Origin of the sequence: Legionella fairfieldensis ATCC 49588 (genome assembly GCF_000621525.1) — a bacterium.
GTDB lineage: Bacteria > Pseudomonadota > Gammaproteobacteria > Legionellales > Legionellaceae > Tatlockia > Tatlockia fairfieldensis.
The window spans coordinates 1-16,046 of sequence record NZ_JHYC01000039.1 but is presented as its reverse complement, the minus strand read 5'-3'; the positions used below and the strand labels follow the sequence as shown (position 1 = coordinate 16,046).

The window sequence follows — 16,046 nt, the reverse complement described above, 5'->3', positions numbered from 1 at the left end:
TTGCTTCTGCAATATTCGTAGGTGCTTCTGAATATTTAGCAAACTCCATAGAGTAAGTCGCGCGCCCTTGAGTAGCTGAACGCAAGTCAGTCGCATATCCAAACATTTCAGCAAGTGGAACTTCTGCTCGAACAATTTTGCCTGCTGGAGAGTCTTCCATACCCTGAACCATACCTCTCCTGCGATTCAAATCGCCCATAACATCCCCCATGTAATCCTCGGGGGTAACCACTTCAACACTCATTATGGGCTCAAGAAGAACTGGTTTTGCTTTTAAAGCACCTTGTTTGAAGCATTGAGAACCAGCAATCTTAAATGCCATTTCACTGGAATCAACTTCATGGTATGAACCATCAAACAAAGTTACTTTAACATCAACAACAGGATAACCTGCTATAACACCATTTTGCAGTTGCTCTTGTACACCTTTATCAACAGCAGGAATATATTCTTTTGGAATAACGCCTCCCACTATTGCATTTACGAACTCATAACCAGCACCTGGCTCTTGAGGTTCAATTTTCAACCAAACATGTCCGTACTGTCCTCGACCACCTGATTGACGAACAAACTTACCTTCTTGTTCAACAGTAGCTTTTAGTGTTTCACGATAAGCTACCTGAGGCTTACCTACATTGGCCTCCACATTGAACTCACGCTTCATTCTATCCACAATAATTTCAAGATGCAGCTCACCCATACCTTGAATAATAGTTTGACCTGACTCTTCATCAGTATGAACACGGAAAGAAGGATCTTCCTGAGCTAACTTGCCTAGAGCAATGGACATTTTTTCCTGATCGGCCTTTGTCTTAGGTTCAACAGCTACAGCAATAACCGGATCAGGGAAATCCATACGCTCAAGAGTTACCACATGATTAAGATCACAAAGTGTATCTCCAGTTGTTACCGTTTTCAAACCAACAGCAGCAGCGATATCACCTGCCCTAACCTCTTTAATTTCTTCTCTGGAATTAGCATGCATTTGCAAAAGACGACCAATACGTTCTTTTTTTCCTTTTACCGGATTAAATATAGTATCACCGCTTTTCAATATACCAGAGTAAGCTCGAAAATAAGTCAAAGTTCCAACAAAAGGATCCGTTGCAATTTTAAATGCCAGCGCGGAGAAGGGTTCGTCGTAGGAAGTTTTACGATGCGCTTCTTCACCATCTTCATCTATTCCACGAACAGCAGGAATATCAAGCGGTGATGGCAAATACTCTATCACACCATCGAGTACGGCTTGAACACCTTTATTTTTAAAAGCAGACCCACAAAACACTGGAACAATTTCATTATTAATAGTTCTTTGTCGAAGAGCTTTCTTGATTTCTTCCTCAGTAAATTCTTCACCTTCCAGATATTTTTCCATTAGCTCTTCGGAAGCTTCTGCTGCAGCTTCAGTAATTTTTGCGCGGTATTCTTCACACTGAGCTAACATGTCAGCAGGAATATCAGCATATTGGAATGACATTCCTTTATCAGACTCTTCCCAATGAATCGCTTTCATTTTAATGAGGTCCACTACACCCTTAAAAGACTCTTCCGCACCAATAGGCAACTGAACAACTACAGGAGTTGAACCAAGTCGTTGCTGGATTTGAGTAACAACACGCAGAAAATTCGCCCCCATTCTATCCATTTTATTAACAAATACGATTCTTGGAACACCGTATTTATCAGCTTGACGCCAAACAGTTTCTGATTGAGGTTCTACGCCTGAGACCGAATCAAACACAACCACAGCTCCGTCAAGCACGCGAAGAGAGCGCTCTACTTCAATCATAAAGTCCACGTGGCCGGGTGTATCGATAATGTTAACACGATGTAGAGGAAAGTTTTTATCCATACCGGACCAAAAACAGGTGGTTGCAGCAGAGGTAATAGTAATACCACGCTCCTGCTCCTGAACCATCCAGTCCATCGTTGCAGCACCATCATGTACTTCACCGATTTTATGCGAAACACCTGTATAAAACAGAACGCGTTCGGTAGTTGTTGTTTTTCCGGCATCAACGTGTGCAGCAATGCCGATATTTCTGTATAGCTCTAAGGGAGTAGCCACGACTTACCTCTCTATTAATTCCATCTAAAATGTGCAAATGCCTGATTAGCTTTCGCCATTTTATGTGTATCTTCACGTTTTTTTACCGCTGATCCTTTACTTTCAAAAGCATCTATCAGCTCACCGGCCAAGCGCAACATCATACCTTTTTCACCACGGGATCGGGCAGCCTGGACAATCCAACGCATACCCAAGGCAATACTACGATCAGTTCTGACTTCTACAGGAACCTGGTAAGTTGCCCCACCAACTCGCCTTGAGCGTACTTCAACACTAGGTCGAACGTTATCAAGAGCTTGTTCAAAATAGCGTAATACACCAGATGCACCAATGCTATTTCCTTGCTCACTGCTTTCATCATCGCTTTTTTTAGATTTCTTTAGGCGATCATTCATCACTTCCAATGCGCCATAGATAATTTTTTCAGCAGTCGATTTTTTACCACTTATCATCAACACATTAATAAACTTTGCAAGTAATTCGCTATGATGCTTTGGATCAGGCAAAATCTCACGTTTGGGGACTTCTCTTCTTCTTGGCATGTCTAGTTCCTACAATCAGATTATTTCTTATCTTTTGGTTTCTTGGTTCCGTATTTGGAACGGCCTTGTTTACGGTCATTGACACCGGAAGTATCCAAACTTCCGCGTACTGTGTGGTAACGTACTCCAGGTAAATCTTTAACACGACCACCCCGAATCAGTACGACAGAATGTTCTTGCAGATTGTGACCTTCACCACCAATGTATGATGATACCTCGAAACCATTTGTCAAACGCACACGAGCAACCTTACGCATAGCTGAGTTAGGTTTTTTAGGTGTTGTAGTGTAAACACGTGTACAAACACCGCGTCTTTGTGGACAGGATTCCAATGCTGGGACGTTAGATTTCTTTTTAGCGTCCGCGCGAGGCTTTCTTACTAACTGATTAATAGTAGCCATTTATTCTTAACTCCGAACTTTCACTTGTATTTATTTCGAATGCATAAGGAGGCCGGATTCTATATAGGTCCGGCAGGTTTGTCAAGTTAAAACCTGCCTTCATTAGTTCCGTATTAATGATCATGGTTATCCGCATTAAGCGCTTCACTTAATGCATGCTCCACATCACTAGCTGTTACCGTATGCGTAGTTTGCTCATTACCAGCAGCTTTTACACGTTTAGCCTTGCGGCTTTGATGATAAGCGTAGCCAGTTCCTGCGGGAATCAGGCGACCTACCATGACATTTTCCTTAAGACCACGTAAATCATCAATTTTTCCGCTTACAGCCGCTTCAGTCAGAACACGAGTCGTTTCCTGGAAAGAAGCCGCAGAAATGAATGATTCTGTAGCCAGAGATGCTTTAGTAATACCAAGCAGAATGGGTGTTCCTTGTGCCACTTGTTTACCTTCAGCAATAAGCTTGTCATTTTCCTGCAGCATCATGCTTTCTTCAACCTGTTCACCCACAAGGAATTTTGAATCACCTGCAAAGGTTATGATTCGCTTACGTAACATTTGTCGCACAATTGTTTCAATATGCTTATCGTTTATTTTTACACCCTGTAAACGATATACATCCTGAACTTCGTTAACAATGTAATTAGCTAACGCTCCCACACCCAGCAATCGCAAAATATCATGGGGATTAAGCGGACCATCAGCAATCACTTCCCCTCGCTCGACATGTTCTCCTTCAAAAACCGAAATATGTCGCCACTTAGGAATTAACTCTTCATGCGAATGGTGTTCAGAAGCTGTAATAATCAGACGTCTCTTGCCTTTGGTTTCTTTCCCAAAGTTTACAAGACCTGATACTTCTGCCATAACAGCAGCATCTTTGGGTTTACGCGCTTCAAACAAGTCAGCTACACGAGGCAATCCCCCTGTAATATCGCGAGTTTTAGAACGTTCTTGAGGGATACGCGCAATCACATCTCCGATACCCACTACGTTACCATCTTCAAAATTAATAATTGCATCCACGGGTAAATAATATTGAGCAGGCACATTTGTTCCGGCCAGATAGATATCCTCACCCTCATCAGACACTAATTTAACCATCGGGCGCATGTCTCTACCTATTGCGCCACGTTGTTTTGCATCCGTAACAACAATATTACTTAAACCGGTTAGCTCATCTGTTTGCCGATTCATTGTCAGACCTTCAATCAAGTCAACAAATTTTAATCGTCCACTTACTTCAGAAATAACAGGATGTGTATGCGGATCCCATGTTGCAATAACCTGGCCTGATTCAACAGACTGATTATCATGAACAGTCAGAACAGCACCGTAAGGTAATTTATAACGCTCACGCTCACGGCCAAAAGAATCAACAATGGATACTTCCCCCGAACGCGAAACCGCCACCAGATTATTATTTTCATGTGTTACTGTTTTAATGTTATGCAGACGGATAATTCCTTTATTTTTAATCTGGATATTATTTGCAGCAGTAGCACGAGATGCAGCACCTCCAATATGGAAAGTACGCATGGTTAGCTGAGTACCGGGTTCTCCGATTGATTGGGCGGCAATAATACCTACTGCTTCTCCCGTATTAACAAGATGACCGCGCGCCAAATCTCGACCATAGCAATTCGCGCAGAGACCAAAACGAGTATCGCATGTAATGGGAGAACGCACCAAAACCTGATCTATACCAAATTTTTCAAGCTTTTCAACCCACTCCTCATCTAATAAAGTACCGGCTTTTACAACAGGTTCGTCTTGATTAGGAATATAAACATCAACGGCAACAACTCGACCAAGGACGCGTTCGTGCAAGGGTTCAACAATGTCACCACCCTCGATTAAGGGTTGCATCAATATTCCATTTTCTGTGCCACAATCATACTCAGTAATCACAACATCCTGGGCAACATCCACCAGTCGACGTGTTAAATAACCTGAGTTAGCAGTTTTTAATGCAGTATCCGCAAGACCTTTGCGCGCTCCATGGGTTGAAATAAAGTATTGGAATACATTTAGACCTTCACGGAAGTTCGCTGTAATTGGAGTTTCAATGATTGAACCATCAGGGGCTGCCATTAATCCCCGCATACCTGCCAACTGACGAATTTGTGCCGCGGATCCTCGCGCACCAGAATCTGCCATCATAAAGATAGGGTTAAAAGACTCTTGTCGTACGGTTTTGCCATCACGCGTAATTACTTCTTCCGTAGCAATTTTACTCATCATTGATTTCGCTACCATTTCATTGGTCCGCGACCAAATATCAATTACTTTGTTATAACGCTCGCCATTAGTAACCAGACCGGAGCGAAACTGTGCTTCAATTTCCCGTACTTCATTATCCGCTTGTTCAATTATTGATGCCTTATCATCAGGCACTTCCATATCTTCAATACCAATAGAAGCCCCAGCACGAGTGGCATATTTGAAGCCTGTGTACATTAATTGATCAGCAAAAATAACTGTCTCTTTCAATCCAAATTTGCGGTAACAACTATCCACTACTTTTGAAATGGCTTTTTTTGTCATCGGTCGGTTAATTTGGGAGAAAGACATCCCTTTTGGTAAAAGGCTTGACAATATTGCTCGTCCAACAGTTGTTTCAACAAGTTGATAACCAGCAGCATTTTCGCCTTCTTTGGGCATTCTAATTTTAACTTTAGCATGGATGTCAACGTAACCAGCTTCATAAAAATTTTGAGCTTCCTGAGCACTAACAAAGATCTTGCCTTCGCCCAAGGCGTTTACACGCTCCCGTGTTAAGTAATATAAACCAAGTACCACGTCCTGACTTGGTACAATAATAGGTTCACCACTCGCTGGAGATAAAATATTATTGGTAGACATCATCAGCGAACGTGCTTCGAGCTGGGCCTCCAAAGTCAATGGAACATGCACCGCCATCTGATCACCGTCAAAGTCAGCATTATAAGCAGTACAGACCAAAGGATGTAATTGGATAGCTTTTCCTTCGATTAATACCGGTTCAAATGCCTGTATACCAAGTCGATGTAAAGTTGGAGCACGGTTAAGAAGAATAGGATGTTCACGAATAACATCATCAAGAATATCCCAAACAACAGGTTCTTCTCTTTCTACCATTTTTTTAGCCGCTTTAATCGTAGTGGCAAGACCTCTAAATTCCAGTTTGCTAAAAATAAAAGGTTTGAACAATTCAAGCGCCATTTTTTTAGGTAAACCGCACTGGTGTAACCGTAAGGTTGGACCTACTACAATAACTGAACGACCCGAATAATCGACCCTCTTACCCAATAAATTTTGCCTGAAACGACCTTGTTTACCTTTAATCATATCAGCCAAAGATTTTAATGGTCGTTTATTTGTGCCGGTTATAGCCCGACCACGTCGTCCATTATCCAGTAACGCGTCTACTGATTCTTGCAACATGCGTTTTTCATTGCGAACAATAATATCCGGAGCATTTAAATCCAGCAACCGCTTTAAACGGTTATTACGATTAATAACCCGACGATAAAGATCATTTAAATCCGATGTAGCAAAACGGCCACCATCCAGCGGAACCAAAGGACGCAAATCCGGTGGAAGTACCGGTAATACATCCATAATCATCCATTCAGGTTTGTTGCCCGAATCATAAAAAGCCTCAATCAGCTTCAAACGCTTGGTAATTTTCTTTATCTTGGTTTCAGAATTTGTTGCAGGCAATTCTTCACGCAGTGATTTAATCTCTTCTTCCAGATCTATCTGACGCAATAAATCACGAATTGCTTCTGCCCCCATACGAGCATCAAATTCATCACCATATTGTTCCATTGCATCCAGATAGGCTTCGTCATTAAGTAACTGACCTCGTTCAAGCTCCGTCATGCCAGGATCAACAACTACAAAAGCCTCAAAATAAAGAACCCTTTCGATATCGCGTAAGGTCATATCAAGCAATAAGCCTATCCGGGAAGGCAGTGATTTTAAAAACCAGATATGAGCAACCGGGCTGGCAAGTTCAATATGCCCCATACGTTCACGGCGCACCTTAGCCAACGCTAACTCAACACCACATTTTTCACAAATAACACCACGGTGTTTCAGACGCTTGTATTTACCACACAAACATTCATAGTCTTTAACCGGACCAAATGTTTTAGCACAAAATAAACCATCTCGTTCAGGTTTAAAGGTACGATAGTTAATGGTTTCCGGTTTTTTAACCTCACCGTATGACCACGAACGAATTAGATCAGGTGAAGCAAGCGCAATTTTAATCGCATCAAATTCTTCACTTTGCCCTTGTTGTTTGAGGATGCCCAGCAAATCACTCATCACAGGTGCTTTTCTCACTGGGTCGCTGCTTAGATTAGCCAAGTCTATGCCTCCAAAAATAGTTAGTCAAACTTATTGCTGAATGTTTAATCATGGTCCAGTTCAATATCAATACCCAAAGCTCTAATTTCTTTTAGTAATACATTGAATGATTCAGGCATTCCAGGATCCATACGATGATCGCCGTCAACAATATTTTTATATATCTTGGTACGTCCTCCAACGTCATCTGATTTAACGGTCAACATTTCTTGTAAAGTATAGGCAGCACCATAGGCTTCTAAAGCCCAAACCTCCATCTCTCCAAAACGTTGTCCACCAAATTGTGCTTTACCACCAAGCGGTTGTTGAGTTACCAAGCTATATGAACCCGTAGAACGGGCATGCATTTTATCATCAACCAAATGATTAAGTTTGAGCATATACATATAGCCAACTGTTACAGGGTTATCAAACTGATTACCTGTTCGGCCATCAAACAAAATAGTTTTACCATCAGGCCGCAAGCCAGCCAGTTCAAGCATGGATTTAATCTCTTCCTCACTTGCTCCATCAAAAACAGGAGTGGCCATAGGAACACCTGCTCGTAGATTATCAGCAAGTAACATAAGTTCATCATCATTAAAGCTATCGAGACGTACTCGTTCCTGGCTATCATGATTATAAATTTTCTTGAGATAATCTTTTACTTCGGAAGTACTACTGTTTTTATCCAGAAGATCTGCTATACGTTGTCCTAACCCTTTTGCTGCCAGACCCAAGTGGGTTTCCAATACCTGGCCAATATTCATCCGAGAAGGCACACCTAAAGGATTAAGCACAATATCAACTGCCGTACCATCTTCCATATAAGGCATATCTTCAACTGGAACAACAATTGAAATCACCCCTTTATTTCCATGTCGTCCTGCCATTTTATCCCCTGGCTGAATACGACGCTTGACGGCAAGGTAAACTTTTACGATTTTTAGCACGCCCGGAGCCAAATCATCTCCTTGAATAATTTTCTTACGGCTATCATTGAAACGTTTCTCCATTTCCTTGCCTAAAAGTTCAAGTTGCTTGGATAACTGCTCCAGTTGCAAGCTGGCTTGCTCATCATCAATACGAACATCGAACCATTTTTCTCTATCAATTTTTTCAAGATAAGCAGACGTAATCTGGCTACCGGGTTTGATACCAGAAGGTCCTCCTGCAACTGTTTTACCAAGCACAAGATTATATACTCGATGATAAATGTCTTCTTCACGAATACGGCGTTCGTCAATTAGATCTTTACGAACACGAGTAAGATGTTCTTCCTCGATGCTTTTCGCACGTTCGTCTTTTTCCAACCCATCACGAGTGAAAACCTGAACATCAATGACTGTGCCATTCATTCCTGAAGGAACACGCAACGAGGAATCTTTAACATCAGATGCTTTTTCACCAAAAATTGCCCTAAGTAATTTTTCTTCAGGTGTTAATTGAGTCTCACCTTTTGGTGTAACTTTACCCACCAGAATATCACCGGCACTTACCTCTGCTCCAATATAAACAACGCCTGAAGTATCAAGATTTGCTAAAGCCGACTCACCTACATTGGGTATATCCGCAGTTATTTCTTCTGTACCAAGCTTTGTATCTCTGGCTATACAAGTCAATTCTTCAATATGAATCGTTGTGAACCTGTCTTCCTGGACCACACGTTCAGAAATCAGAATGGAGTCTTCAAAGTTATAACCATTCCAGGGCATAAAAGCCACCAATAAATTTTGACCAAGAGCAAGCTCTCCCATATCTGTACAGGGACCGTCAGCCAGGACATCTCCTCGTTTAATATGATCTCCCGTTGAAACAATAGGTCGCTGATTAATACAGGTGTCCTGATTTGAGCGGAAATATTTAGTTAAATTATAGATATCTACCCCTGTTTCGCCAGCGGTAGTTTCATCATCATTTACTCTCACAACAATACGTGAAGCATCGACCAGGTCTATTACACCTCCGCGCCTGGCAACGACTGAAACACCAGAATCAGAAGCTACTGTACGTTCCATACCAGTACCTACCAGTGGTTTCTCGGAACGAAGTGTAGGAACAGCCTGACGTTGCATATTTGAACCCATTAAGGCACGGTTAGCATCATCATGTTCCAAAAATGGAATTAAAGAGGCTGCAACTGATACAATTTGCTTCGGAGAAACATCCATATAATTAATCTTATCCGGTGTTGTCAACGAGAATTCATTTTGATGACGACATGGTACGAGATCAGCAAGAATGTTACCTTTCTCATCTACAGCCACATTAGACTGCGCAATATATTGATCCACCTCTTCGATAGCTGAAAGATATTCAATTTCTTCTGTTACACGACCATCAATTACTTTACGGCATGGGGTTTCTATGAAACCATATTCATTAGTCCTGGCATAAACAGATAAAGAGTTAATCAAACCAATATTTGGCCCTTCTGGAGTTTCAATAGGACAAACACGACCATAATGAGTGGTATGAACGTCACGTACTTCAAAACCAGCCCTTTCTCTGGTTAAACCACCTGGACCAAGGGCCGAAACGCGGCGTTTATGGGTAACACCTGATAGAGGATTAACTTGATCCATAAACTGAGATAACTGGCTAGAACCAAAAAATTCTTTCACAGCTGCAGACACAGGCTTGGCGTTAATTAAATCTTGCGGCATAAGATTTTCTGACTCAACAAGACTTAGGCGTTCTTTTACAGCACGCTCAACTCGAACCAACCCCACGCGAAATTGATTTTCTGTCATTTCACCTACTGATCGAACTCGGCGGTTGCCCAAGTGGTCAATATCATCAACCATTCCGATACCATTTCGAATATCAATAAGCGTTTTGATTACAGCAAGAATATCTTCTTTGGTTAAGGTACCCGGACCAGTATCTTCCTTACGACCTACACGTCGATTAAATTTCATGCGACCAACAGCAGATAAATCATAACGATCTTCCGCAAAAAAAAGATTTTTAAATAATGTTTCTGCTGCTTCTTTGGTTGGCGGCTCACCGGGACGCATCATTCTATATATTTCAACCAAAGCTTCAAGCTGACTAGACGTAGGATCAATTTTTAAAGTATCCGAAATATAAGAACCATGGTCCAAATCATTGGTATAAATTGTATCAAAACTAAGAATACCATTATCAGCTAGCTGATCAAGCAATTCAGCAGTAACTTCATCATTAGCCTGGGCTAGCACTTCACCCGTCTCAACATTAATAATATGTTTTGCCAAAATTTTACCAATTAAATAATCCCTGGGAACTACCAAATCCTGCATATTACTTTTTTCCATTAATTTAATATGGCGAGCAGTAATACGGCGTCCTTGTTCTACAATTAATTCATTTGTTTCTGGTATAACAATATCGAATAAGGCAATTTCACCACGCAATCTTGAAGGAATAAGATTAATATGAAATTCACCATTTCTAAGTTGGCATGTTGTCGTTTCAAAAAATTCAGCAAGAATATCTTCAGTTTCATAGCCTAATGAGCGCAGCAGAATACTTACTGGTAATTTTCTTCTTCTATCAATTCGTACAAAAACACAGTCTTTCGGGTCGAATTCAAAATCAAGCCAAGAACCACGATATGGAATGATACGAGCAGAATATAATAATTTTCCGGATGAATGGGTCTTCCCTCTATCATGTTCAAATATTACACCAGGAGAACGATGTAATTGAGAAACAACAACGCGTTCAGTACCATTAATTACAAAAGTACCTACATCCGTCATTAATGGAATTTCCCCCATAAATACATCTTGCTCACGGATATCTTTAACAGGTTTTGGCTCTCCTGATGCGTCCTTATCTAATACCACCAGTCTTATTTTGACACGCAAAGGCGCAGAATAGGTTAAACCACGCAACTTACATTCACGAACGTCAAAAGCAGGCTCACCCAATGTATAACTTACATATTCAAGTCTTGCATTACCAGAAAAACTTACCATTGGGAAAACAGATGAAAGAGCAGCATGTAAACCCGTTTCTAAAAAATCCCGATAAGATTTTAGTTGGATTTCAAGCAGATTAGGAATTTCCATTTTGTCTGCTTGTGTACCAAAGCTCTTGCGAACTCGCTTTTTCTCAGCATGCCCATACTGAAGTGCGGGAACAGCATGCGGGTGTTGAGGGTTACTTTCTGCAATTGGCATTGGCATGGTGATTCCTCTGTAAATTATTGATGTCATCAAACACATAAACCCAGCCCTGTAAACAGGGCTGGGTTTTTATACCTAATAAATAACGGTATTACTTAACTTCGACAGTAGCACCCGCTTCTTCAAGTTTCTTCTTGATTTCAGCTGATTCGTCTTTAGACACACCTTCTTTAACTGTTGAAGGAGCACCTTCAACCAAGTCTTTGGCTTCTTTTAAACCTAGACCAGTAATTTCACGAATTGCCTTAATAACAGCAACTTTATTAGAACCAAAACCTGTCATTACTACGTCAAATTCAGTTTTTTCTTCAACAGCAGCACCTGCGCCTGCAGCGGGAGCAGCAACAGCTACAGCAGCCGCAGCAGCTGAAACATTGAACTTCTCTTCCATTGCTTCGATAAGTTCAACAACTTCCATCACAGTCATATTAGCAATTGTGTCAAGGATCTCATTTTTTGATACAGCCATTTCTAGCTCCTAAGATTAAATATAAATAAAGATTATACGTGTTATTTTTTGTCTTTAATCGCCGCAACCGTTCTAACCAATTTGGCATGAGGTTCTGCAAGCGTACGGACAAATTTCTCAACTGGTGCTTTCATCACATACATTAGCTTAGCTAATGCTTCGTCACGAGTCGGTAAACTGGCAATAACTTCAAGCTGATCAGCTTCATATGTTTTTCCACTTACAGACAATGCTTTGATTTCAAGCTTATCAAATGTTCTGGTAAACTCCTTTAACATTCTTGCCGCATCACTAGGTGCGTCCATCGATAGGGCAATAAATAAAGGTCCAACCAACTTCTCGTTCAGACACGCAAATTCAGTGCCTTCGAAAGCTCTACGAGTAAGTGTATTAGGTACTACTCGTAAATAAACGCCGGACTTGCGAGCTGCACTACGCAGCTGGGTCATTTGATTTACAGTTAAACCACGATAATCAGCAACAACTGCAGAAATAGCCTTAGAAGCAACAGATGTTACCTCTTCAACAACGGCCTTTTTGGCAGCTAATGTTAACGTCACGTTACTGACCTCCTAAGTTGTGCAAATCCTAAGGATTTGACAGTTATGGTGGCCGCCTCAGAGAGATCCCGGAGTCGGTTCACCGTCTGCGCAGGGTATTAAGCTTAGAGCACCTGCGGTCTTCGACAGCATCGAACCAAGTCTATGCCGTGAAAGCGATTTTAAAAAGTGACATATGTTACACAGGTATTGAAGATAAATCAACAACCAATCCTGGACCCATTGTAGTCGAAAGTGTAACTTTTTTAATGTAAACACCTTTTGAAGAAGCAGGTTTGGCTTTTTTCAGATCTGCCATTAATGCTGCAATATTTTCCAGCAAATCTTCTGCAATAAAATTAATTTTCCCTACTGAACAATGAATAATTCCATTTTTATCAGTTCTATAACGGACTTGTCCGGATTTGGCATTAGATATAGCCGTTTCAACGTCCATTGTTACAGTACCAACCTTAGGATTTGGCATTAGACCACGCGGTCCCAGGATAGTACCAAGTCGACCGACAACTCCCATAGTATCCGGCGTAGCAATTACAAGATCAAAATTCAGTTCACCAGCCTTAATTTGCTCAGCCAAATCTTCAAGACCAACAATATCTGCACCTGCATTTTTTGCTTTGATTGCATTATCACCTTGTGCGAATACTGCAACGCGTACTGTCTTTCCAGTACCTTTAGGCAAATTGGTTGAAGAACGAACCACTTGATCAGATTTTCGCGGATCAACGCCCAAGTTTACACTTATATCAACGCTCTCAACAAACTTTGTACTGGTAAATTCTTTTAAAAGAGCAATCGCTTTCAACGCTTCATAAGACTGATTGGGCTCTATTGTTTCATTTATTTTCTGTTGTTTCTTACTTAAATTAGACATTATAGTAACCCCTTATTCCAAACCTTCAACTTCTACACCCATACTACGAGCAGTCCCCGCGATACTACGTACCGCTGCCGCTAAACTTCCGGCAGTTAAATCAGGTTCTTTGATTTTGGCAATTTTTTCCAATTGAACATACGTAAGTTTTGCCACTTTTTTAGTGTTAGGAGTACCACTACCACTTTGAATTCCTGCCTCTTTTTTAATTAATACAGAGGCTGGTGGAGTTTTAGTAACAAAGGTAAAACTGCGGTCAGAATAGACTGTGATAACTACTGGTGTAGTCAGCCCCGGTTCCAGACCTTGTGTTGCAGCATTAAATGCTTTACAAAATTCCATAATATTAACACCACGTTGTCCTAATGCAGGACCCACAGGTGGACTTGGGTTAGCTTTACCAGCTGGTATTTGTAATTTTATATACGCATCGACTTTTTTAGCCATAATCACTCCTCATGGGTATAACGCCTACTTAGCAATATATTTAAATCAATATATTGCTATTCAGCTCCCCGGTTACATAAAAATAGTCAGGTTTTTTCTACCTGGCCAAATTCGAGCTCCACAGGTGTTGAGCGACCAAATATAAGTACCGCCACTCGAAGTCTGCTTTTCTCGTAATTAACTTCCTCAACCACACCATTGAAGTCCACAAAAGGCCCTTCTTTAACACGAACCACTTCACCTGGTTCAAATAACACCTTCGGCTTCGGCTTGGTTACACCTTCTTCAACGCGTTGCAGAATTGCTTGAGCTTCTTTTTCGGAAATTGCCGTTGGGGTCTGGCCTGTACCTCCTATAAAACCCAAAACACGAGGGATTTTACGGATCATATGCCAGGTTTCATCATTCATAACCATGTTAACTAGCACATAGCCAGGAAAAAATTTCCTTGTACTTTTTCTTTTTTGCCCCGCACGCATTTCCACAACTTCTTCAGATGGAACAACTACTTCGCCTATTTTATCTTCTAAATGGTGATGTTCTGCACGCGATTTAATCTCACGCATAACAAAATTTTCATAACCTGAATAGGCGTGAACCACATACCATTGCTTAGTTTTATAATCATCCACGGTATTATCAACCTAAACGTGTTAATTTAGCGATTGTCCACATCATTCCCGAGTCAATACCCCAAAGAACAAATCCAGTTACAGCAACCATAACTATAACAATTGATGTGGTTTGAATGGTTTCCTGACGCGTTGGCCAGACCACCTTTTGCAATTCTATTTTTGCTTCTTTTGCAAATGCAAAGAGCTTTTTGCCTTGCAAAGTAAAATAAATCAACAACCCTGTTAACACCAACCAACCAAGCCAGATAATAGCCTTTACAGGGGCACTAAAATGATAATAATAAGTTCCCAAAAAAGCCAAGACAGTAAGCAGACCAACAAGAAACCACAAAACTGCATTTTTAATGTTCATTTTAGAATCATTTGAATTTTTCATAATTATCTAGTAGTTGGCAGGCCAGGAGGGAATCGAACCCCCAACCTGCGGTTTTGGAGACCGCCGCTCTGCCAATTGAGCTACTGGCCTATTCTTAAACATTACATGGTGAAGCCACCCATAAGCTTCACTTATCTAAAAATTACTATTCTATAATTTTAGCTACTACACCAGCACCGACAGTGCGACCACCTTCACGAATCGCGAAACGCAACCCTTCATCCATAGCAATCGGTGAATGCAGATTAACTATCATCTTAACATTATCACCCGGCATAACCATCTCTATACCTTCTGGCAAGTCACAGGAACCTGTTACATCAGTGGTTCTGAAATAAAACTGGGGACGGTAACCATTAAAAAATGGTGTATGACGACCTCCCTCATCTTTAGACAGAACATAAACTTCTGCTTCAAATTTCGTATGTGGCTTGATTGTACCAGGTTTAGCTAACACCTGACCTCGCTCAACCTCATCACGCTTCGTCCCTCGTAACAGAACGCCAACGTTATCTCCCGCTCGGCCTTCGTCAAGAAGCTTACGGAACATTTCAACCCCTGTACAGGTCGTTTTCTGCGTATCCCGTATACCTACAATCTCTACCTCTTCACCAACTTTGACTATCCCACTTTCAACCCGGCCGGTTACTACCGTGCCTCGACCTGAAATAGAAAACACATCTTCAATCGGCAACAAAAAGCTTTTATCAATATTCCGAACTGGCTCAGGAATATAAGAATCCATCGTATCAACCAATTTCTCTATCGCTGGAACTCCAATCTCACTCGTATCACCTTCTAACGCTTTTAATGCTGAACCCGTGATAATCGGTATATCGTCTCCAGGAAATTCATAACTGCTTAACAAATCTCGAACTTCCATTTCTACTAACTCCAGAAGCTCCGCATCATCTACCATGTCTGCTTTATTAAGAAATACTACAATGTAAGGAACTCCAACCTGGCGAGATAACAGAATGTGCTCTCTTGTCTGAGGCATAGGGCCATCCGCTGCCGATACTACCAGAATGGCTCCATCCATTTGAGCGGCTCCTGTAATCATGTTCTTTACATAGTCCGCATGGCCAGGGCAGTCAACGTGAGCATAGTGGCGATTCGATGATTCATATTCAACATGGGCCGTCGATATCGTTATTCCTCG

Annotated in this window: 12 protein-coding genes and 1 tRNA gene; all 13 read right to left on the bottom strand. The window is 41.3% G+C overall.

Features of this window, described 5'->3' with window-relative positions; translation table 11 throughout:
- A partial coding sequence (fusA, locus tag T345_RS0110240) for an elongation factor G (protein ID WP_028389271.1) occupies positions 1-2,068 on the bottom strand: 2,068 nt, incomplete at its 3' end.
- A 14-nt stretch (positions 2,069-2,082) separates the two neighbouring features.
- Positions 2,083-2,610 (bottom strand): 30S ribosomal protein S7, encoded by a 528-nt coding sequence (gene rpsG, locus T345_RS0110235; RefSeq protein ID WP_028389270.1) that lies wholly within the window; start codon positions 2,608-2,610, stop codon positions 2,083-2,085.
- A 20-nt stretch (positions 2,611-2,630) separates the two neighbouring features.
- Positions 2,631-3,011 (bottom strand): 30S ribosomal protein S12, encoded by a 381-nt coding sequence (gene rpsL, locus T345_RS0110230; RefSeq protein WP_028389269.1) that lies wholly within the window; start codon positions 3,009-3,011, stop codon positions 2,631-2,633.
- Positions 3,012-3,124: 113 nt separating this feature from the next.
- Complete coding sequence (gene rpoC, locus T345_RS0110225) at positions 3,125-7,327, bottom strand: DNA-directed RNA polymerase subunit beta' (protein WP_035918808.1); 4,203 nt, start codon at positions 7,325-7,327, stop codon at positions 3,125-3,127.
- An 86-nt stretch (positions 7,328-7,413) separates the two neighbouring features.
- A complete protein-coding gene (rpoB, locus tag T345_RS0110220; protein WP_028389267.1) occupies positions 7,414-11,517 on the bottom strand; it encodes a DNA-directed RNA polymerase subunit beta in 4,104 nt (1,367 codons plus the stop codon).
- A gap of 97 nt (positions 11,518-11,614) precedes the next feature.
- Positions 11,615-11,992: a 50S ribosomal protein L7/L12 gene (gene rplL / locus T345_RS0110215; protein ID WP_028389266.1), complete on the bottom strand. Its 378-nt coding sequence runs from the start codon at positions 11,990-11,992 to the stop codon at positions 11,615-11,617.
- A gap of 41 nt (positions 11,993-12,033) precedes the next feature.
- Positions 12,034-12,552: a 50S ribosomal protein L10 gene (gene rplJ, locus T345_RS0110210; protein ID WP_028389265.1), complete on the bottom strand. Its 519-nt coding sequence runs from the start codon at positions 12,550-12,552 to the stop codon at positions 12,034-12,036.
- A gap of 178 nt (positions 12,553-12,730) precedes the next feature.
- Positions 12,731-13,426, bottom strand: coding sequence for a 50S ribosomal protein L1 (gene rplA / locus T345_RS0110205; RefSeq protein WP_028389264.1), 696 nt, complete (start codon positions 13,424-13,426; stop codon positions 12,731-12,733).
- A 12-nt stretch (positions 13,427-13,438) separates the two neighbouring features.
- Entirely contained in the window at positions 13,439-13,873 is a 435-nt protein-coding gene (rplK, locus tag T345_RS0110200) for a 50S ribosomal protein L11 (RefSeq protein WP_028389263.1), read from the bottom strand.
- Positions 13,874-13,959: 86 nt separating this feature from the next.
- Positions 13,960-14,505 (bottom strand): transcription termination/antitermination protein NusG, encoded by a 546-nt coding sequence (nusG, locus tag T345_RS0110195; protein ID WP_028389262.1) that lies wholly within the window; start codon positions 14,503-14,505, stop codon positions 13,960-13,962.
- 7 nt (positions 14,506-14,512) lie between these two features.
- Positions 14,513-14,884, bottom strand: a complete 372-nt coding sequence (secE, locus tag T345_RS0110190; protein WP_028389261.1) for a preprotein translocase subunit SecE — start codon at positions 14,882-14,884, stop codon at positions 14,513-14,515.
- A 14-nt stretch (positions 14,885-14,898) separates the two neighbouring features.
- Positions 14,899-14,974 (bottom strand) — tRNA-Trp (locus tag T345_RS0110185).
- 55 nt (positions 14,975-15,029) lie between these two features.
- Positions 15,030-16,046 (bottom strand): elongation factor Tu (gene tuf / locus T345_RS0110180; protein WP_028389260.1); only part of this gene is annotated, 1,017 nt, incomplete at its 5' end.

What these genes read in the sequence shown, in the direction of transcription:
- rpsG (WP_028389270.1), bottom strand. Translation starts at nt 2,610, where the DNA reads ATGCCAAGAAGAAGAGAAGTCCCCAAACGTGAGATTTTGCCTGATCCA.
- rpsL (WP_028389269.1), bottom strand. Translation starts at nt 3,011, where the DNA reads ATGGCTACTATTAATCAGTTAGTAAGAAAGCCTCGCGCGGACGCTAAA.
- rpoC (WP_035918808.1), bottom strand. Translation starts at nt 7,327, where the DNA reads ATGAGTGATTTGCTGGGCATCCTCAAACAACAAGGGCAAAGTGAAGAA.
- rpoB (WP_028389267.1), bottom strand. Translation starts at nt 11,517, where the DNA reads ATGCCAATTGCAGAAAGTAACCCTCAACACCCGCATGCTGTTCCCGCA.
- rplL (WP_028389266.1), bottom strand. Translation starts at nt 11,992, where the DNA reads ATGGCTGTATCAAAAAATGAGATCCTTGACACAATTGCTAATATGACT.
- rplA (WP_028389264.1), bottom strand. Translation starts at nt 13,426, where the DNA reads ATGTCTAATTTAAGTAAGAAACAACAGAAAATAAATGAAACAATAGAG.
- rplK (WP_028389263.1), bottom strand. Translation starts at nt 13,873, where the DNA reads ATGGCTAAAAAAGTCGATGCGTATATAAAATTACAAATACCAGCTGGT.
- secE (WP_028389261.1), bottom strand. Translation starts at nt 14,884, where the DNA reads ATGAAAAATTCAAATGATTCTAAAATGAACATTAAAAATGCAGTTTTG.